This window comes from Streptomyces sp. WMMC500 (genome assembly GCF_027497195.1).
In the GTDB taxonomy this organism is placed as follows: domain Bacteria; phylum Actinomycetota; class Actinomycetes; order Streptomycetales; family Streptomycetaceae; genus Streptomyces.
In genome coordinates this window covers 2,671,013-2,688,952 of the sequence record NZ_CP114905.1, presented here as the reverse complement: position 1 = coordinate 2,688,952, position 17,940 = coordinate 2,671,013, and the positions used below count along the sequence as shown (strand labels likewise).

The 17,940-nt window shown below is 73.3% G+C and carries 16 protein-coding genes; 5 read left to right on the top strand and 11 right to left on the bottom strand.

The window, feature by feature from the left end:
• Positions 1-206: 206 nt before the first annotated feature.
• Positions 207-1,061 (bottom strand): 3-hydroxyacyl-CoA dehydrogenase family protein, encoded by an 855-nt coding sequence (locus tag O7599_RS10935; protein ID WP_281621946.1) that lies wholly within the window; start codon positions 1,059-1,061, stop codon positions 207-209.
• A 298-nt stretch (positions 1,062-1,359) separates the two neighbouring features.
• Here O7599_RS10935 and O7599_RS10930 point away from each other — a divergent pair, with 298 nt between their 5' ends.
• Entirely contained in the window at positions 1,360-1,932 is a 573-nt protein-coding gene (locus O7599_RS10930; RefSeq protein WP_281621945.1) for a cob(I)yrinic acid a,c-diamide adenosyltransferase, read from the top strand.
• Here the strand turns inward: O7599_RS10930 and O7599_RS10925 are convergent.
• Complete coding sequence (locus O7599_RS10925) at positions 1,861-2,496, bottom strand: hypothetical protein (protein WP_281621944.1); 636 nt, start codon at positions 2,494-2,496, stop codon at positions 1,861-1,863. The two genes, O7599_RS10930 and O7599_RS10925, sit on opposite strands and share 72 nt — an antisense overlap.
• A 166-nt stretch (positions 2,497-2,662) precedes the next feature.
• Here O7599_RS10925 and O7599_RS10920 point away from each other — a divergent pair, with 166 nt between their 5' ends.
• Together O7599_RS10920 and O7599_RS10915 are read left to right on the top strand one after the other, a co-directional pair.
• The gene (locus O7599_RS10920) at positions 2,663-3,988 is read left to right on the top strand and encodes a histidine kinase (protein ID WP_281621943.1); all 1,326 of its coding nucleotides are present in this window, start codon (positions 2,663-2,665) and stop codon (positions 3,986-3,988) included.
• On the top strand, positions 3,981-4,649 hold the full coding sequence (locus tag O7599_RS10915) for a response regulator transcription factor (RefSeq protein WP_281621942.1): 669 nt from the start codon (positions 3,981-3,983) through the stop codon (positions 4,647-4,649). The genes O7599_RS10920 and O7599_RS10915 overlap by 8 nt, the downstream gene beginning before the upstream one ends.
• A 57-nt stretch (positions 4,650-4,706) precedes the next feature.
• On the opposite strand, the gene O7599_RS10910 is transcribed toward O7599_RS10915, so the two are convergent.
• From O7599_RS10910 to mce, 7 genes are all read right to left on the bottom strand, one after another.
• The gene (locus tag O7599_RS10910) at positions 4,707-5,675 is read right to left on the bottom strand and encodes an ABC transporter permease (RefSeq protein WP_281621941.1); all 969 of its coding nucleotides are present in this window, start codon (positions 5,673-5,675) and stop codon (positions 4,707-4,709) included.
• Positions 5,672-6,844 (bottom strand): ABC transporter ATP-binding protein, encoded by a 1,173-nt coding sequence (locus tag O7599_RS10905; protein ID WP_281621940.1) that lies wholly within the window; start codon positions 6,842-6,844, stop codon positions 5,672-5,674. The genes O7599_RS10910 and O7599_RS10905 overlap by 4 nt, the downstream gene beginning before the upstream one ends.
• A gap of 154 nt (positions 6,845-6,998) precedes the next feature.
• Positions 6,999-7,778, bottom strand: coding sequence for an ABC transporter permease subunit (locus O7599_RS10900; protein ID WP_281621939.1), 780 nt, complete (start codon positions 7,776-7,778; stop codon positions 6,999-7,001).
• Positions 7,779-7,783: 5 nt separating this feature from the next.
• On the bottom strand, positions 7,784-8,797 hold the full coding sequence (locus O7599_RS10895; RefSeq protein WP_281621938.1) for an ABC transporter ATP-binding protein: 1,014 nt from the start codon (positions 8,795-8,797) through the stop codon (positions 7,784-7,786).
• A gap of 143 nt (positions 8,798-8,940) precedes the next feature.
• On the bottom strand, positions 8,941-9,879 hold the full coding sequence (locus O7599_RS10890; RefSeq protein WP_281621937.1) for a cellulose-binding protein: 939 nt from the start codon (positions 9,877-9,879) through the stop codon (positions 8,941-8,943).
• Positions 9,880-9,982: 103 nt separating this feature from the next.
• The gene (gene scy, locus O7599_RS10885) at positions 9,983-13,357 is read right to left on the bottom strand and encodes a polarized growth protein Scy (protein WP_281621936.1); all 3,375 of its coding nucleotides are present in this window, start codon (positions 13,355-13,357) and stop codon (positions 9,983-9,985) included.
• Positions 13,358-13,524: 167 nt separating this feature from the next.
• Positions 13,525-13,962: a methylmalonyl-CoA epimerase gene (gene mce, locus O7599_RS10880; protein WP_281621935.1), complete on the bottom strand. Its 438-nt coding sequence runs from the start codon at positions 13,960-13,962 to the stop codon at positions 13,525-13,527.
• A gap of 132 nt (positions 13,963-14,094) precedes the next feature.
• On the opposite strand from mce, the gene O7599_RS10875 reads away from it, so the two are divergent.
• Together O7599_RS10875 and meaB are read left to right on the top strand one after the other, a co-directional pair.
• Positions 14,095-15,303: an acetyl-CoA C-acetyltransferase gene (locus O7599_RS10875; protein ID WP_281621934.1), complete on the top strand. Its 1,209-nt coding sequence runs from the start codon at positions 14,095-14,097 to the stop codon at positions 15,301-15,303.
• Positions 15,304-15,501: 198 nt separating this feature from the next.
• A complete protein-coding gene (gene meaB, locus O7599_RS10870; RefSeq protein WP_281621933.1) occupies positions 15,502-16,464 on the top strand; it encodes a methylmalonyl Co-A mutase-associated GTPase MeaB in 963 nt (320 codons plus the stop codon).
• 59 nt (positions 16,465-16,523) lie between these two features.
• Here meaB and O7599_RS10865 read toward each other — a convergent pair whose 3' ends face one another.
• Positions 16,524-17,234, bottom strand: coding sequence for an AIM24 family protein (locus tag O7599_RS10865; protein ID WP_281623341.1), 711 nt, complete (start codon positions 17,232-17,234; stop codon positions 16,524-16,526).
• A gap of 23 nt (positions 17,235-17,257) precedes the next feature.
• Complete coding sequence (locus O7599_RS10860) at positions 17,258-17,908, bottom strand: AIM24 family protein (RefSeq protein WP_281621932.1); 651 nt, start codon at positions 17,906-17,908, stop codon at positions 17,258-17,260.
• Positions 17,909-17,940: the final 32 nt, after the last annotated feature.

The window sequence follows — 17,940 nt, the reverse complement described above, 5'->3', positions numbered from 1 at the left end:
CCCTCCGCCTCAAACATGTGCGCTCCCCGTCTGCGGGTTCTCGTTGTCCGTGGTCCCGAGTCCGTACCGGTTCCTCTGGTGAACTGACTGTTCCGGACGGTGCCGGGTTGCCCTCTGTACGGCTTGTCCGTACCGATTTCACCCCTTCGGGGGACGCCGCACCCGCCCGCGGCCGACCGGCGGCCGGGGCGAACGGCGGCCCGGGGTCAGTGCTCGTAGAAGCCGCGGCCGCTCTTGCGGCCGATGTCGCCCGCGTCGACCATGCGGCGCATCAGCTCCGGCGGCGCGAACTTCTCGTCCTGGGTCTCGGTGTAGATGTTCTCGGCGGCGTGCAGCAGGATGTCGACGCCGGTCAGGTCGGCGGTGGCCAGCGGCCCCATGGCGTGGCCGAAGCCGAGCCGGCAGGCGACGTCGATGTCCTCGGCGGTGGCGACACCCGACTCGTACAGCTTGACGGCCTCGACGACGAGCGCGGTGATCAGCCGCGTCGTCACGAAGCCGGCCACGTCGCGGTTGGCGACGATGCAGGTCTTGCCGGTGGATTCGGCGAAGGCCCGGGCCCGGGCAAGGGTGTCGTCGCTCGTCTTCAGGCCCCGTACCAGCTCGCAGAGGCCCATCATGGGCACCGGCGAGAAGAAGTGCGTGCCGACGACGCGCTCGGGGCGGGCGGTGACCGCCGCGATCTTGGTGAGCGGGATCGCGGAGGTGTTGGAGGCGAGCACGGCGTCGTCGCGGACCAGGCCGTCGAGCGTGCGGAAGATGTCCTGCTTGACGTCGAGCCGTTCGAAGACCGCCTCGACGACGATGTCCGCGTCGGCGGCGGCATCGAGGTCGGTGGTGGTGGTGATCCGGGCGATCGCCTGCTCGGCGGTGGCCGCGTCCAGCCTGCCCTTGGCCACGAACTTCTCGTACGAGCCCTTGATGCCGTCCGTCCCGCGCGTCAGCGCCTCGTCGGTGAGGTCGCGCAGCACGACGTCCCAGCCGGCTCCGGCGGCGACCTGGGCGATACCGGACCCCATGAGTCCGGCTCCGACGACGGCGAGCTTTCCGGCGGATTCCACGGTGGTTCCCTCGCTATGCGGCTCGTTCACGTGCTCCGAAGCGGACACTAGCGCTCCCGGCCCGCCCGCGGAGGGCTAAGAGATGCGCGTCACGTCTCAGATGACGGACATCACACCCCCGGGGCCCACTGGCCGGGCCGGCGCGCGTAGTTGAGCACCTTTTGGCCCAACAGGTCCGTCATCTCGCCCGGAAGGCCCGGCGCGTCGCGCGGGACACCGCCGCGTCCGCCGCGGGACGGTGACGCCGGGCACACGCGTGTCCCGCGACGCCGGGGCGGTGCGGGCATACGCTGTCCGTATGGTCAACCTGACGCGGATCTACACCCGCACCGGCGACAAGGGCACCACCGCCCTCGGCGACATGAGCCGGGTGCCCAAGACCGACCTGCGGATCTCCGCCTACGCCGACGCCAACGAGGCGAACGCCGTCATCGGGACCGCCCTCGCCCTCGGCGGCCTGTCCGAGGACGTCAGCCGCGTCCTCACCCGGGTGCAGAACGACCTCTTCGACGTCGGCGCCGACCTCTCCACGCCCGTGCGGCCGGACCCGGAGTTCCCGCCGCTGCGCGTCGAGCAGGAGTACGTCGACCGGCTGGAGGCCGACTGCGACCGCTTCCTCGCCGAGTTGGAGAAGCTGCGCAGCTTCATCCTTCCGGGCGGCACGACCGGCGCGGCGCTGCTGCACCAGGCGTGCACGGTGGTGCGGCGCGCCGAGCGGTCGACGTGGGCCGCGCTGGAGGTGCACGGCGAGACCATGAACCCGCTGACGGCCACGTACCTCAACAGGCTGTCGGACCTGCTATTCATCCTTGCGCGCACGGCCAACAAGGCGGTCGGCGACGTGCTGTGGGTACCGGGCGGCGAACGCTGAGCGGTCGCCGTCCCCGGCCGGCTCCGCGCCGGCCGGCCGCTGCTTGGGGAAGAGCGTGTAGCTGCCGGCGATGACCACGTTGATGCCGATGACGAACAGCATCCGCGTCTGCCAGGCCCGCAGCGACTCGATGTCGCCGTCGTCGCCGACGTACCACACGGCTCCCTGCAGCAGGGCGATCGCGATGCCGCTCGCCAGGATCCAGCGCGCCGCGGTCTTCCACTCGTGCAGGGCCCGCGCCCTCCCGTACTTCGGCGGCTTCACCGGCGGCGGCCCGCCGGCGAAGCGGTGCGCGAAGCGGGCGTCGACCCAGCGGATCGTCGCCGGGCCGAGCGCGATCGAGAAGCCGATGTAGACGGCGGCCAGGCCGTGCTTCCAGTCCGGCTCCGCGCCGTTCTTGAGGTCGATCGCCGTGACGATCAGCAGCACCACCTCCAGCGCGGGCTCGCACAGCAGCACCGCGGCGCCCAGCCGCGGCTTCCTCGCCAGATAGCGCAGCGAGAGCCCTGCGGCGAGCAGCACCCAGAAGGCGACCTCGCAGACGATGATGAGCGTGACGATCACGGTGTGCTCTCCCTTCCCCGGCCTCCCCTCCAGGCTCCCGCCCGCGGCACGCGGGCACGTCGTCGTACGCGACGATCCCGGGCTGCATCCTTCGATGTAGCGCGCGCCCGGGAATGCGGCCCGGGATACGGAGGCCCCCGGTGTCGCGGCCGTGTTTGATGGAGGAGTGACCAGCCCGCGTCCCCCGCTCCGGCCGCACCGCGACGACGTGCTCCTCGCGGTCGTCGGCCTGCTCGGCGGGGTGGCGCTGTGGGCGCTCGGCCTGCACACCCAGGGCGGGCGGCCGTTCGACGACTCGCGGCTGACGCTGATCCCGCTCGCGGTCATGTGCGGCGCGGAGCTGCTGCGCCGGAGCCGGCCGATGACCGCGCTGGGCATCGCCACGCTCGCCGTCGTCGCCGACCAGTTCACCTGGGGCACGCTGGCCACGATCCTGATGTTCACGGACCTGGTGTACGCGGCGGTGGTCTACGGCACCGCGACCGCCGCCCGCTGGATCCCGCGGGCCGCCGCGGGGCTGACCGTGGCCTCGACCCTCGTCGTGCTGGCCGTCTTCCAGGACCGGGTCGTGATCCTCCTCGGCGTCGCCGTGGGCCTCCTCACCCTCGCCCCCGCCACCACCGGCGTCGCCGTCCGCACCCACCGCCAGGCCGCCGACGCCGCCCGGCTGCGGGCGGAGCAGACGGCGCTGCTCGCGGAGCTCGACCGGCGCGAGGCCGTCGGCGCCGAGCGCGCCCGGATGGCGCGCGAACTGCACGACATGGTGGCCAACCACCTCTCCGCCATCGCCATCCACGCCACCGCCGCCCAGACGATCGACGACCGGAAGGCGTCACGGGAGGCGCTGTCCGTCATCCGCGAGAACAGCGTGCAGGGGCTCGCGGAGATGCGCCGGCTCATCGGCCTGCTGCGCGACACCGCCGACGACGCCGACGGGACGGCGGCCGAACCGGCGGCGGCCCCGACGCTGGACGGGCTGGCCGCGCTGGTGGAGCAGGCCCGTACCAACGGCGCCGCCAGCGGCCTGGGCATCGTGCTGGACGACGCGCGCGAGCCGGGCGCGGCGCTGCCCGCGCCGGTGGAGCTGGCCGCGTACCGCATCGTGCAGGAGTCGCTGACGAACGCGCTCAAGCACGCCGCACCGGGCGAGGTACGGGTCCGGCTCGCCGGGCCCGAGCCGCTGACGGTGACGGTGACCAGCCCGCTCGGCGACGGGCGGCAGCGGGACGGGCGGCCGGGCGAAGGGCCCGTCCCGCGGGCGCCGGGCTCGGGCGCGGGGCTGATCGGGATGGAGGAGCGCGTGGCCCTGCTGGGCGGCTCGTTCTCCGCGGGCCCCGAGGACGGCGGCGCGCAGAACGGCGGCGCGCGGAATGACGGACCGCAGAACGGCGGCGCGGAGCACGGGGACGGGGGCGGCAAGCGCTGGGCCGTCCGGGCCGGGCTGCCCACCGGCGAGAACACCACCGCACCGCAACGGAGAAGCCATGGCTGACGCCGCCGCCCCGCCCGTCCGGATCCTCGTCGCCGAGGACCAGCAGGCCGTACGCGCCGGGCTCGTCCTCATCCTGCGCTCGGCGGCCGGCCTCGCCGTCGTCGGCGAGGCCGCCGACGGCGAGGAGGCCGTGCGGCTGGCCCGCGAACTGCGCCCGGACGTGGTGCTGATGGACGTCCAGATGCCCAAGCTCGACGGGGTGGCGGCGACCCGGCTCATCACCGCGGAACGACTGGCGGACGTCCTGGTGCTGACGACGTTCGACCTCGACGCCTACGTCTTCGGCGCGCTGCGCGCCGGCGCCGCCGGCTTCCTGCTGAAGAACACCGAGGCGACCGCCCTGGTGGAGGCGGTACGCACCGTCGCGCGCGGCGAGGGGCTGATCGCCCCGGCGGTGACCCGGCGGCTGATCGCCGAGTTCGCGGGCGGCCGGCGGGCCCCGTCGCCCGACGGGCCCGACCCGGCGGTCCTCGACGTGCTCACGCGGCGCGAGCGGGAGGTGCTGGCCTGCCTGGGACAGGGCATGTCCAACGCGGAGGTCGCGGCCCGGCTCGACATGGCGGAGGCCACGGTGAAGACGCACGTCAGCCGGCTGCTGGCCAAGCTGGAGCTGCGCAGCCGGGTGCAGGCCGCGGTGCTGGCCCAGGAGTTGGGCGTCTGAACGTGCCGGGGGCGTACGGCGTCCGCGCCGCCGTACGCCCCCGAAAGGCCCGCGCGACTACACGTCCCGCTTCGACAGCAGCGCGAACGCCAGCAGGAGCATCCCGCCGGTGACCGCGGCCAGCAGGCCGAGCAGCCCCCAGCCGCTCATGTCCCCGTCGTCGAAGAACGGGATGCCGAAGAGCGAGGCGAGCCCGCTGAGCGGGGAGTACTCGATCAGCTTGCGCTGGACGTCCCGCAGGCTCTCCGCCTGCATGAACAGCGCGATGATCAGCGGCAGCAGGATGAAGGCGACCATCGTGGTGATGGCGCCCGCGGAGTGCCGCAGGATCGCGCCCACGGCGAGCGCGAGCAGGCCCAGCAGCGACACGTACAGCGCGGCGCCCACGGTGGCGTCGAACCACTGACCACCGGTCGCGATCAGCTCGCCGCTGTCGGAGATCGAGTCCTTGAACATCGGGTCCTGTGCCTCGTACGGGGGCACGGTCTGGCCGCTCAGGACCGTCGAGTGGATCAGCGCGGTGATCGCGCACGCCGCGGTGGTCAGCACGAAGGCGAGCACGAAGAACACCACGGCCTTGGCCGCCAGCACCCGCCAGCGCTGGGGCGAGGCGGTGAGCGTGGTACGGATCATGCCCGTGCCGTACTCGGAGGTGATCACCAGCACGCCGAGCGTCACGATGCAGATCTGGCCCAGCATCAGGCCGAAGAGCCCGCCGGAGAGCAGCGGCGCGCCGACCCATTCGTCGGTGCCCATCGCCAGCGCGATGAGGAAGCCCACGCCGACGACGAGGAGGAGCATGATGCCCAGCGTCCACATGGTGGAGCGCACCGAGCGGATCTTGGTCCACTCCGAGGCGAAGGCGTGGCCCAGGTGCGTCCTGACGATCGGGATCGGCGAGGAGTAGCCGCCGCCCGCGAGCGGGGCGCCGGGGGCGGGAGCGGCACCGGGGACGGGGCCGGGAGCGGCGCCCGGGACCGGGGGCGCGCCGGGGGCGGGGGCGGAGGGCTGCGGCGGGTAGCTCATCGGCGGGTCTCACCTTCGCGCGGGGCGGGAGCGGGGGCGCCGGCCGGGGGCTGTGGCGCGGTCGGCGGGGGCGGGGCGTACCCCTGCGGCGGGGGCGGGGCGTAGCCGGGCTGCGCCGCGGGCGGCGGCATGCCCGGGCCGGCCGGGGGCCCGCCCGGAGCGCCCATGGGCGGCGCGTAGCCGGCCCCGGGGGGCGCGTACCCCTGCGGGGGCACCGGGCCCGCCGGCTGCTGCAGGCCGGCGCGGTGGTCGACGGTGGAGCGGAAGTCCACCGCGCCCTGCGTCATCCGCATGTACGCCTCCTCCAGCGACGCCTCGTGCGGCGACAGCTCCCACAGCCGGATCCCCGCGTCGTGCGCCAGGTCGCTGATCCGCGGCAGCGGCATCCCGCCCACGCGCAGCGCTCCGTCGTCCTCCGCCTGCACGTGCGCGCCCTTCTCGGTGAGGGCGGCGGCGAGCTTCTCCCGCGCCGCCTGCTCCCCGTCGGGGACGCGGACGCGGGCGAAGCTCGCCGAGTGCGTGTTGATGAAGTCCCGCACGCTCATGTCGGCCATGAGCTGCCCGCGGCCGATGACGATGAGGTGGTCGGCGGTGAGCGCCATCTCGCTCATCAGGTGGCTGGAGACGAAGATGGTGCGGCCCTCGCTCGCCAGCCTCTTCATCAGGTTGCGGATCCACAGGATGCCCTCGGGGTCGAGGCCGTTGACCGGCTCGTCGAAGAGCAGGACCTGCGGGTCGCCGAGCAGCGCGCCGGCGATGCCGAGGCGCTGGCCCATGCCGAGCGAGAAGCCCTTGGAGCGGCGGCCCGCGACCTCGCGCAGGCCCACGACGTCGAGCACCTCGTCGACGCGGCGCTGCGGGATGCCGGAGAGCTGGGCGACGCAGCGCAGGTGGTTACGGGCGCTGCGCCCGCCGTGCACCGCCTTGGCGTCCAGGAGGGCGCCGACCTGGCGGGGGGCGTTGGGCAGGTTGCGGTACGGATAGCCGCCCACGGTGACGCTGCCGCTGCTCGGCTCGTCGAGTCCCAGGATCATGCGCATCGTCGTCGACTTGCCCGCCCCGTTGGGGCCGACGAAGCCGGTGATGACGCCCGGCTGGACGGTGAAGGAAAGGTTGTACACGGCGGTCTTCCCGCCGTAGGTCTTCGTCAGACCCAATGCTTCGATCATGTGGCCCCCTGCGTCGGACACGGGGGCACACGCGGCTTCCCGCCCCCCTTCAGGCTAAGAGGCTATCGGGGCGCCTCCGGTTCCCGGCGGGCAGGCCGCCGGGCGGCCCCGGGGGGCACCCGGACCGGGCGGGCGAGGGGCCCGGGACTCGCGGTCAGGCGTCGCGCTTCTTCAGCACGACGTACCCGCCGATCAGCGCCACCGCCGTCCACGCGCACATGATGCCGAAGCCACCCCACGGACCGTACGGCGTCTCGTCGCTGTTCAGCGCGCCCGGCACCACCTGCATCACGCGCGAGCCCGCCTGGTCCGGCAGGTACTGCGCGACGTCCCTGGTGGCGGGAACGCCCGCGAGGATCGAGGAGATCAGGAAGAAGAACGCCATCAGCAGGCCGAGCGAGAGCACCGTGCTGCGCAGCATGGCGGCGACGCCCATGGAGAACATCGCGATCACGGCCATGTAGAGCCCGGCGCCGATGACCGCGCGCAGCACGTTCTCGTCGCCGATCTCCGCCTTGTGGTCGCCGAGCAGGGCCTGCCCGAGGAAGAAGGTGACGAAGCTGGTGAGCAGCCCCACGACGAGCGCGAGCAGCGTGGCGACGACGACCTTCGAGACGTAGAACGTGGCGCGCTGCGGCACCGCGGCCAGCGAGGTCTTGATCATGCCGGAGCTGTACTCCGTGCTGATCACGAGGACGCCGAAGACGACCATCGCGAGCTGGCCGAGCATCATGCCGAAGAAGCTCACCAGGGTCGGGTCGAAGGTGAGCTGCTCGGCGCGCGAGAGGTCGTCGAACGTGGCGTTCATGACGCCGGACAGGAGGGCGCCCACCGCGGCGGTGAGGACCAGCGCGGCGGCCAGCGTCCACATCGTGGAGCTGACCGTGCGGACCTTGGTCCACTCCGACTTGAGCACTGCCGAGGGTGCTGCCATGGCCGTCAGTCTCCCTTGCCCCACTGCGGACCCGGCGCGGGCGGCGCGTTCGGCCCGGGCGGCGCCGGGGGCGCGGCCCCGGCCGCCACGGCGGCGGCGTTCGGGTCGGTCAGATCGTGCGCGTGGTACTCGACCGCCTGGGCGGTCATCTGCATGAACGCCTCCTCCAGGGAGGCCTGTTGCGGGCTCAGCTCGTGCAGCGTCACCCGGTGCTGCGCGGCCAGCTCGCCGACCGGCTCGGCCATGTCGGCGCCCTCGACCTCGAACGCGCCGTCGCCGCGCAGGGTGACGGACATGCCCGCGGCGCTCACGGCGTCCTTGAACTGCTCGGGCTGCGGGGTGCGCACGCGCACGTACGACCGCGAGTTCTCCCGGATGAAGCCGGCCATCGAGGTGTCGGCGAGCAGCCTGCCCTGGCCGATGACGATGAGGTGGTCGGCGGTGAGCGCCATCTCGCTCATCAGATGGCTGGAGACGAAGACCGTGCGGCCCTGGGCGGCGAGGCTCTTCATCAGGTTGCGGATCCAGTGGATGCCCTCGGGGTCGAGCCCGTTGACCGGCTCGTCGAACATCAGGATCTCGGGGTCGCCCAGCAGGGCGTAGGCGATGCCGAGGCGCTGGCCCATGCCGAGCGAGAAGCCCTTGGACTTCTTCCTGGCCACCGCCGTCAGACCGACCGTCTCCAGGACCTCGCTCACCCGGGAGTCCGGGATGCGGTTGCTCTGGGCCAGGCACAGCAGGTTGTTGTACGCGCTGCGGCCCCCGTGCATGTTCTTCGCGTCCAGCAGGGCGCCGATGTACTTCAGCGGCTCCTGCAGGTCGCGGTAGTGCTTGCCGTCGATGCGCACCGAACCGGCCGTGGGGTTGTCCAGGTCGAGCATCATGCGCATCGTCGTCGACTTGCCGGCGCCGTTCGGCCCCAGGAATCCGGTGATCATGCCGGGCCGGACCTGGAAGGTCAGATGGTCCACGGCGAGCTTGTCGCCGTACCGCTTGGTCAGCCCCTCCAGTTCGATCATGGGCTAACCCTAGGCGGGCACGTCATCGAACGCATCTCCTGAGAGCAATCGACACAACCGGATTGGCGCCCTCCGCGTGGGGCGGAGGGCGCCGGAGACGTACCGTGCGGCCGGGCGGCGTGATCCGCCCGGCCGCACCGGTCTCAGCGGGACTGCTGGGCGGGCACGCCCGGCTTGTCCTCGACCTCGTCGGCCCCGCCCGCCTGGGCGGCGACCTGCGCGCCGGTCAGCGTCGCCAGCATCTCGCGGACGTTGGTGAGCTGGGCGTTGATGCTGTCGCGGCGGTTGGTGAGCGCCGCCAGCTCGCGCTCGGACTCGCTGCGGATCCGCTCGGCCTTGGCGTTCGCGTCCGCCACGATGTCCTCGGACTGGCGCTGCGCGGTCTCGACCGTCTGCCGGGCGCGGCGCTCGGCGTCGGTACGCAGCTTCTCGGCCTCCAGGCGAAGCTGCTCGGCGCGGTGCTCGATCTCGGCGAGCCGCTTCTCGGCCTTGGCCTGGCGGGAGGCAAGGTCGCGCTCGGACTGCTCGCGGCGCTTGGCGAGGTTGGTCTCGAAGTCCGCGGCGGCCTGGGCGGCCTTGGCGCGGGTCTCCTCGAAGAGGGAGTCGGCCTCCTCGCGCTTGGACTGCGCGTCCTTCTTTGCGTCCGCGCGCAGACTGTTGGCCTCGCCCTTCGCCTTCTCGACGATCCGGGCACCCTCGTCCTCGGCCTTGGCCTTGCGCTCGGCGGCGAACGACTCGGCGTCGTTGCGCACCTGCTGCGCGGCCGACTCGGCCAGCTCGCGGTGCTGGTCGGCGGCGCGGCGGGCCTCCTCGCGCAGGTCCTTGGCCTCTTCCTCGGCGAGCCGCAGGATCTTCTCCACCCGGGCACCGAGGCCGGCGTACGACGGCTCGGAGTCGGCGATCTGCGCCTGTGCGTTCTGCGTCTCGAGGTGAAGCTCCTCGATCCGCTTCTCAAGGGAGGTGATGCGCGAGAGGGCACTGTCGCGGTCGGCTACGAGCTTGGTGATCCGTTCGTCCACCTGCTCGCGGTCGTATCCGCGCCTTGCGAACTCGAAACCGAAGGGGTTGGCAGTGTCGCTCATGGGGTTCCTGTCGAAAGAGACCGGGTGAGGTGATAAGGGGAATCCTAGGGGTGCTGACGGCGTGTCACAGTGTCAATCCAGGTTTGATCTGGAGAATGTCCGCTCAATCGAGTGGTCTGGCACCGGACTGCTTGCTCCCCGACCGGGCCGCGGCGGCGGCGGGGGCCTTCCCGCCGCCGTCCTTCCCCTTGTTGACCTGGCTGTTCTTGCCATCCTTGGCGTCCTTGCCGTTCGCCGCAAGGGTACCGGGGTTCTCGAAGGACTCCAGGGCTTCGAGGACGTCCTGCACGCGGGAGATCTCCGCGTTGATGTCCTCGCGTCTGCGGGTGATCAACTCCAGCTCGCGGCGGCCCTCGTCGACCATCCGCTTGGCCTCGGCGCGCGCCTCCGCCTTCGTCCGCTCGGCCGCGTCGAACGCCTCGGCCTGCTTCTGCTCGGCCTCCTTGAGCAGCCCCTCCGCCTTCTTCACCGCGGCGATACGGACCTTGCTGGCCTCGCCCTTGGCGTCGGTGAGCATCTGCCCGGCGCGCGTCTCGGCCGAGTTGAGCTGCTCGTGGGCCGCGGCGACCAGCTTGTCGACGCGCTCGCCGGCGGCCTTGGTGGCCTCGGCGGCCTCGCGCCTGGCGCGGTCGTGCAGCGCGTCGGTCTCGGCCTCGGTGCGCGTACGCAACTCCTCGGCCCGCTCGCGGATCGCGGCGGAGTCCCGGCGGGCCTCCTCCAGCATGCGGTCGGCGTCCGCGCGGGCCTTCTCCACCAGACCGCTCGCCTCCGACGTGGCGCCGCGCACCAGCCGATCGGATTCCTTGCGGGCGGCGGCGACCATCACGTCGGCCTGCTCCTCGGCCGCCGCGGTGGCCCGGGTCGCCTCGTCGTGCGCCTTCTCGACCAGCTTGTCGGCCTGCTCCGCGGCCTCCGCGCGACGCTTCGCGGCATCGCTCCTGGACTCGTCCCGGACCCGCTCGGCCTCGGTACGCAGCCGTTCCGCCTCTGCTAGCGCGTCGTTGACGGCCGACTCCGCCAACTCCTTCGCGGCGTCCGTCTCTTCCTTGGTCTCCCGGCGCAGCGTGGCCGCGGCGTGCTCCGCGGCCGAGCGCAGCCCCGCGATCTCCTCGTCCGCCTCCGCCCGCAGGCCGCTGACCGAGTCCCGTACCTGCTGGGCGGTCAGCTCGGCCGCGGCGACCAGCTCGCGCGCCCGGCGCTCCGACTCCTCGGTGACCCGGGCGGCCTCGGCCTGCGCCTCCTCGACCCGCTTGCGCGCCGAGGCGAGCAGCTCCTCGGCCTGCCGGGTGGCTTGCGTGCGCTCGCGCTCCGCCTCGCCGCGGGCGGCCGTCAGCATCTCCTCCGCCTCGCGGCGACGGCGCGCGGCCTCCTCCTGCGCGGCGCCCAGCGCCTCCTGCGCCTCGGCCGCCAGCCGCTCGGCGGCGGCGGACGCCTCGGAGCGGATCCGGTCGGCCGCCTCCTGGGCCTCGCGGCGCAGCCGCTCGGACTCGCCGGTGGCGTCCTCGTGCAGCCGCTGGGCGGCGGCCTCTGCCTCGGCGCGGCCGGCGGCCGTCTCCGCGGCGGCCTCCTCGCGCATCCGGGTCGCCTCGGCCTGCGCCTGCTGCTGGAGCGTACGCAGCCGCTCCGCGGCCTCCGCGCGCTGCCGCTCGGTCTCCTCGGCGGCCTCCCGGCGGATCCGCTCCGCCTCGCCGCGCGCGTCGGCCAGCGCCTCGTCGGCGGCGGTGACCCGGCTGGTCGCCTCCTGCTGGAGCCGGTCCAGCTCCGTCTGCGCCTCGGCCCGGCGGGCGGCGGCGGCCTCCTCGGCCTCCGTGCGCGTCTTGCGCGCGGCCTCCGCGGCGGCCTCGGTGACCTTCGCCGCCTGCGCCTCGCCCTCGGCGCGCAGCTCGTCGGCCTCGGTGCGGGCCTTGGCGAGCGCCTCCTCGGCCCGCTCGCGCAGCGTCGCGGCCCGCTCGGCGGCCTCGCCGCGCACCCGCTCGCCCTCGGCCGTGGCGGTCTCGCGCAGCTCCTCCGCGTCCTTGCCGGCCTTCGCGAGCAGCTCCTCGGCGGACTTCGCCGCCTCCTCGATCTGCGCGACCGCGTCTCTGCGGGCCTCGCCGCGGATCCGCTCGCCCTCGGCGGTGGCTTCCGCCCGCAACTGCTCGGCCTCGTCCCGCAGCCGCCGGGCCTCGCCCTGCAGCTCGACCGTCTTGGCCCGGAACTCCTCGGTGTCGTCCTTGGCCGCGCCCTTGAGCTGCTCGGCCGCCGCCGCGGCCTCGTCCCGCAGCCGCGCGGCCTCCGCCTCGGCCTCCCGCCGGATCCGGTCGGCCTCCTCGCCGGCGGTCCTGGTGGTGTCCTCGGCCTGCCTGGACGCCTTGTTGAGCACGTCCTCCGCGGTCTTGGCGGCCTTGGCGATGGCGTTCGCGCTGTCCTCGGCGGAGCGCGTACGGGCCGTCTCCTCGGCCTCCGCGATCAGGGCCTCGGCCTGCGTACGGGCGTCGGCCCGCACCTGCTCGGCCTCCGCCTTGATCGTCTCGGCCTCCTTGGTGGCCTCGCCGACCAGCCGCGCGATCTCGTTGCGCGTGGTGCGCATCCGCTGGTCGGCGCCCGCCTCGGTCTCGGCGATCTTCTTGGTCGCCGCCTCCTCGGCCTGCGCCACCAGCCGGTCCGCCTCGGTGCGCGCGGAGCGCAGCGCGGCCTCGGCCTCCGCCAGCTTCTCCTCGGCCCGGCGCTGCGCGTCGGTCGCCTCCCGGCGGGCCTCCTCCGCCTCCCCGGCCGTGGAGCTGCGCAACTGCTCGGCGTGGGAGGTGGCCTCCTGCGCCTGGCTGGACGCGGCGTTCAGCAGCCGCTCGGCGTCCGCGCGGGCCCGCCGCAGCAGGTCGTCGGCCTCGGCCCGGGCGGCCTCCGCCTCGCTGCCCACCCGCTGGCGGGTCTGCTCCGCCTGGCGCTGCGCCTCGGCCCGGGCGGCGGCGACGAGCCGGTCCGCCTCGGTCCTGGTCTCGTCCATGAGCCGGCGGGCCTGCGCCTCGGTCCGGGAGCGCAACTGCTCGGCCCAGGAGACGTTCTCGTTGACGTGGGTCTCGACGGTGGTGCGGCGCTCCGCCAGCTCCTCGTCCAGCCGCTGCCGCCGGGCGATCGCCTCGGCGTGCAGGTCGGCCTCCATCCGGGCCTGGCGCTCGGCGTGCTCCTGCAGCAGCCGCTGCGCCTGGGCACGGGCCTCCCGCAGCTCCCGCTCGACGTCGGCGCGCAACTGGTCGGCCTGGGCCTGGGCGTTGCGCAGCAACTGCTCGGCCTGGTGCGAGGCGCTGTCGAAGGAGTTGCGGACACCGAGTCCGCGGCGCGCCTCGTGCAGCTTGGCGCGCAGCACCTCGACCTGGTAGCCGAGGTCCTCGGCGTGCTGGACGGCCTTCTCCCGCTCCTTCTTCAGCCGCTCGATCTCGGCCTCGAACTGCGAGAGCCCGTCCATGACGGCGTCAGGCTCGTAGCGGTCGTAGCCCCGCACTGCGCGGTCCCATCCGTCCCCGGGTCGTTTCTGCGTACTGGCAATGGCGATGACGTGTGCTGCGTTCGTCTGCTGGGTTCGTCTGCTGGTATCGATGGTGTCAGATGATCGGGCCGCCCAGGACGCGGGCGGCCCCCTGCACTCTACCGGCCAATGGGAACCAAAGGTCAGTGTGCGCCCGCGGCGGATGCGGAAGTGACCAATTCCGTCAGCACGCCGTGGCAGTCCTTGGGGTGCAGGAAGGTGATCCGCGAGCCCATCGAACCGCGCCGCGGCTCGTCGTAGAGGACGCGTACGCCCTTGTCACGGACGGCGGCGGCGTCGCCGTCGACGTCCGGGGTGCCGAAGGCGATGTGGTGGACGCCCTCGCCGTTCTTCGCCAGCCACTTGCCGACGGGGGAGTCCTCGCGGACGGGTTCGAGCAACTGCAGATACGAGGCGCCGCCGTCGGACGTCTCGTTGATCTTCAGCATGGCCTCGCGGACACCCTGCTCCTCGTTGACCTCGGTGTGGAACACCTCGAAGCCGTAGGTGGCGCGGTAGAACTCGACCGTTGCGTCGAGGTCATGACAGGCGATTCCGATGTGGTCGATGCGCGTCAGCATGCGCACAGTCCACCGCCGCCCGGGAGGTTACGCAACGTGCGCACGGTCACACCGAACGATCCGTGACCCGGGCGCGGACCGCTCAGTACGCTGAAGTTAACCCTCATTCACTTCTCCCCGAAGGGGATGCGCATGACTGGTAGTGGCACTTCAGGCACCACATCTGTGATCGTCGCGGGCGCCCGTACCCCCATGGGGCGCCTCCTCGGCTCTCTCCGGCCGTTCTCCGGCGCGGATCTCGGGGGCTTCGCCATCGAGGCGGCACTGACGCGTGCGGGCGTCGCGGCCGACCAGGTGGAGTACGTGATCATGGGGCAGGTGCTCCAGGCCGGGGCGGGGCAGATCCCGGCGCGGCAGGCCGCGGTCAGGGCGGGCATCCCGATGAGCGTGCCCGCGCTCACCGTGAACAAGGTGTGCCTGTCCGGACTCGACGCCATCGCGCTGGCGGACCAGCTCATCCGCGCCGGCGAGTTCGACGTCGTCGTCGCCGGCGGCCAGGAGTCCATGACCAACGCCCCGCACGTGCTCCCGAAGTCCCGCGAGGGCGTGAAGTACGGCGCGCTGGAGATGCTCGACTCCATGGCCCACGACGGGCTCACCGACTCCTTCGAGGGCATCGCCATGGGCGAGTCCACCGAGAAGCACAACACCCGCCTCGGCATCGCCCGCGAGCCGCAGGACGCCTTCGCCGCCGCCTCCCACCAGCGGGCCGCCGCCGCGCAGGCCCGCGGCGTCTTCGCCGAGGAGATCACCCCGGTCGAGGTCCCCCGGGGCACGGGCGTGGGAATGGTCGTCGACACCGACGAGGGCATCCGGCCGGGCACCACCGTCGAAGGGCTGGCCAGGCTGCGCCCCGCGTTCGCGCCCGACGGCACGATCACCGCCGGCACCTCCTCGCAGATCTCCGACGGGGCCGCCGCCGTGGTCGTCATGAGCCGGGCCAAGGCCGAGGCGCTGGGGCTGACCTGGCTGGCCGAGATCGGCGCCCACGGGAACGTGGCGGGCCCGGACAACTCCCTGCAGTCGCAGCCCTCGAACGCCATCCTGCACGCGCTGAAGAAGGAGGGCCTGGACATCGGCGACCTCGACCTCGTCGAGATCAACGAGGCCTTCGCGGCGGTCGCCGTGCAGTCCATGAAGGACCTCGGCCTCACCCCCGAAAAGGTGAACGTCAACGGCGGCGCCATCGCGCTGGGTCACCCGATCGGGATGTCGGGCGCCCGGCTCGTCCTGCACCTCGCCCTCGAACTGAAACGCCGCGGCGGCGGCGTCGGCGCGGCGGGCCTGTGCGGGGGCGGCGGCCAGGGCGACGCGCTCGTGCTGCGCGTGCCCCGGGACTGAGGCCGTACGGGGCGGCTGCCGGTGCCGGTGCCGGGCCGGTGCGGGTGCCGGCCGGCTCCGGTACGCGCCGGACGGGTCGTCCGCCGCCGCGCCGGGGGCTCCGGCGGGGGTGCACGAGGGCCGGGGCGGTGCCCCGGTCAGGGCAGGGGGCGGGGCTGGGGAGACAGCCCCGCACGGACGCAAGGAGCGATCACACAGATGCCAGCCCCAGACGTAGCCGCGCTCGTGGCGGCCGCCCGCGAGGGCAGCCCGCGCGCCGTGGCCCGGCTCATCACCCTCGTCGAGGGCGCGTCGCCGCACCTGCGCGAGGTGATGGCGGCCCTCGCCCCGCTCGCCGGCGGGGCCTACGTCGTCGGGCTGACCGGCTCGCCCGGCGTCGGCAAGTCCACGGCCACCTCCGCCCTGGTCAGCGCGTACCGCAAGCGCGGCAAGCGGGTCGGCGTGCTGGCCGTCGACCCCTCCTCGCCGTTCTCCGGCGGCGCGCTGCTCGGCGACCGGGTACGGATGGGCGAGCACGCCTCCGACCCCGGCGTCTACATCCGCTCCATGGCCACCCGCGGCCACCTCGGCGGGCTGGCCTGGTCCGCGCCGCAGGCGATCCGCGTGCTCGACGCCGCCGGCTGCGACGTGGTGCTGGTGGAGACCGTCGGCGTCGGGCAGTCGGAGGTGGACATCGCGGGGCAGGCCGACACCTGCATGGTCCTGCTGGCACCCGGCATGGGCGACGGCATCCAGGCGGCCAAGGCCGGGATCCTGGAGATCGGCGACGTGTACGTGGTCAACAAGGCCGACCGCGACGGCGCGGACGCCACCGCCCGCGAGCTGAACCACATGCTCGGCCTCGGCGAGGCCCGCGCCCCCGGCGCCTGGCGCCCGCCCATCGTCAGGACCGTCGCCGCCCGCGACGAGGGCACCGACGAGGTCGTGGAGGCGCTGGAGAAGCACCGGGCCTGGATGGAGGAGCACGGCGTGCTCGCCGGGCGCCGGCTGCGCCGGGCGGCCCGCGAGGTCGAGACGATCGCGGTGACCGCGCTGCGCGAGCGCATGGCCGACCTGCACGGCGACCGGCGGCTCTCCGCACTCGCGGAGCGGATCACCGCGGGGGAGCTGGACCCGTACGCCGCCGCCGACGAGCTGCTCGAAGGGCTCACCGGCGGCTGACGCGCGGACGGAGCCCGCGGGCGTACGGACCGGGGCCCGGCCCGTACGCCGCGCGTCCGCTATCTGCCGAAGACCGCCGGACCGCCGGCGGCGCCGTGGCCGACCCCGCCGGGCACGCCCTGCTGGTGGGGCACGGCGCCCGTGGCCTGCCCGGCGAGCATCGTCTCGGTCGACTGCAGCAGCACCTGCCCGGCGCCGGTGAACTGGAACTGGTGCTCCTCGCCGGACGCGCCGCCGATGCCGGTCATCGCGCGGATGCCGCCGAGGAGGCCCCGCATGTAGCCGTGGTCGTAGTGGTGGCACGGTGAGGGGCAGTCGGCCCAGCCCACCAGCGCCTGCGGGTCCACCCGGATCGGCGGCTCCACGAAGACGACGGCGCCGTTGGAGACGGCGACGAACTTGCCGGTTCCGATCAGCGTCAGGAAGCCGGGCACGATCGACTGCTTCAGCTCCAGCCCCGGCTCGAACGCCAGCAGGTTCCCCGAGCGGATCGTGAGGTTGCCGTCGTCCAGGTCGTAGGAGTTGACGTCGAACGCCCGGTCCGCGAGCAGCATCACGCCGTTGCCCCGCGCCACCACCCAGTCCGCGGCGTGCAGCGGCGAGTGGAAGCTGCCGGCGACGAGCCCTTCGAACGCGCCGTGGCCGACCCCCTCGAAGGAGATCTGCCCGTAGTAGGCGATCATCTTCCCCTTCTGCAGGAACCACTGCCCGTTGAGCGCGACGCTGAAGGCGTACGGGTGGACGTTGTCGTTGCGCGGCAGCGTGTTCATGTCGTGGACGACGGGTCCGGCGTTCAAAGCTTCTCCTCCGATGCCTGCACATAGACCGTGCCGTTGCCCGACAGCTCCAGTTGGAACGCCTCGCCGGAGCCGCGCCCCACCATGTCGCGCCAGCCGAGCGCGGTGGAGAGCTTGTTCTGCACCTGGCCGCGGTGCGCGACGTACGCCTGCGGGTCGACGTGCACCGGCCGCTGCGGGGTGATCGGCAGCTCCAGCACGCCCCCGTGGGCCATCACCGCCGCCGCGCCGTGCCCGGCGAGGGTGGTGGTGAACAGGCCCTGCCCGGTGACCTGGCCGCGGACCATGCCCATGACGCCGCCCTGCGAGCCCATGAACATCGTGCCCTGCTGCAGCGAGCCGTCGAAGGCCAGCAGCCGGTCGGCCTCCACGTACAGGGTGTCGCCGGCCATCTCGATCACGTGCACCTCGTGGCCGCCGTGCCCGAACATCACCGTGCCCGAGCCCTCGACGGTCATCAGCGGCGTCGCCTCGTTCGCCACCCGGCGGCCGATCATGGAGGTCACGCCGCCCTGGCCGCCCTGGATGTTGGGCGTGAAGCTGACCTGCCCGGTGTAGGCGAGCATCGCCCCCCGCTGGCTGTACATCGTCTGGCCGGGCAGCACCTGCGCCTCGGCGATCTTCGAATTGAGCATGCGGAACGGCATCTATGCACCCCCCGAATCGTTCGCTTCTCCGC

Coding starts and splice junctions, on each gene's coding strand:
- O7599_RS10930 (WP_281621945.1), top strand. CDS start 1,360: ATGGTCAACCTGACGCGGATCTACACCCGCACCGGCGACAAGGGCACC.
- O7599_RS10915 (WP_281621942.1), top strand. CDS start 3,981: ATGGCTGACGCCGCCGCCCCGCCCGTCCGGATCCTCGTCGCCGAGGAC.
- O7599_RS10910 (WP_281621941.1), bottom strand. CDS start 5,675: ATGAGCTACCCGCCGCAGCCCTCCGCCCCCGCCCCCGGCGCGCCCCCG.
- O7599_RS10905 (WP_281621940.1), bottom strand. CDS start 6,844: ATGATCGAAGCATTGGGTCTGACGAAGACCTACGGCGGGAAGACCGCC.
- O7599_RS10900 (WP_281621939.1), bottom strand. CDS start 7,778: ATGGCAGCACCCTCGGCAGTGCTCAAGTCGGAGTGGACCAAGGTCCGC.
- O7599_RS10895 (WP_281621938.1), bottom strand. CDS start 8,797: ATGATCGAACTGGAGGGGCTGACCAAGCGGTACGGCGACAAGCTCGCC.
- O7599_RS10890 (WP_281621937.1), bottom strand. CDS start 9,879: ATGAGCGACACTGCCAACCCCTTCGGTTTCGAGTTCGCAAGGCGCGGA.
- mce (WP_281621935.1), bottom strand. CDS start 13,962: ATGCTGACGCGCATCGACCACATCGGAATCGCCTGTCATGACCTCGAC.
- O7599_RS10875 (WP_281621934.1), top strand. CDS start 14,095: ATGACTGGTAGTGGCACTTCAGGCACCACATCTGTGATCGTCGCGGGC.
- meaB (WP_281621933.1), top strand. CDS start 15,502: ATGCCAGCCCCAGACGTAGCCGCGCTCGTGGCGGCCGCCCGCGAGGGC.
- O7599_RS10865 (WP_281623341.1), bottom strand. CDS start 17,234: ATGAACACGCTGCCGCGCAACGACAACGTCCACCCGTACGCCTTCAGC.
- O7599_RS10860 (WP_281621932.1), bottom strand. CDS start 17,908: ATGCCGTTCCGCATGCTCAATTCGAAGATCGCCGAGGCGCAGGTGCTG.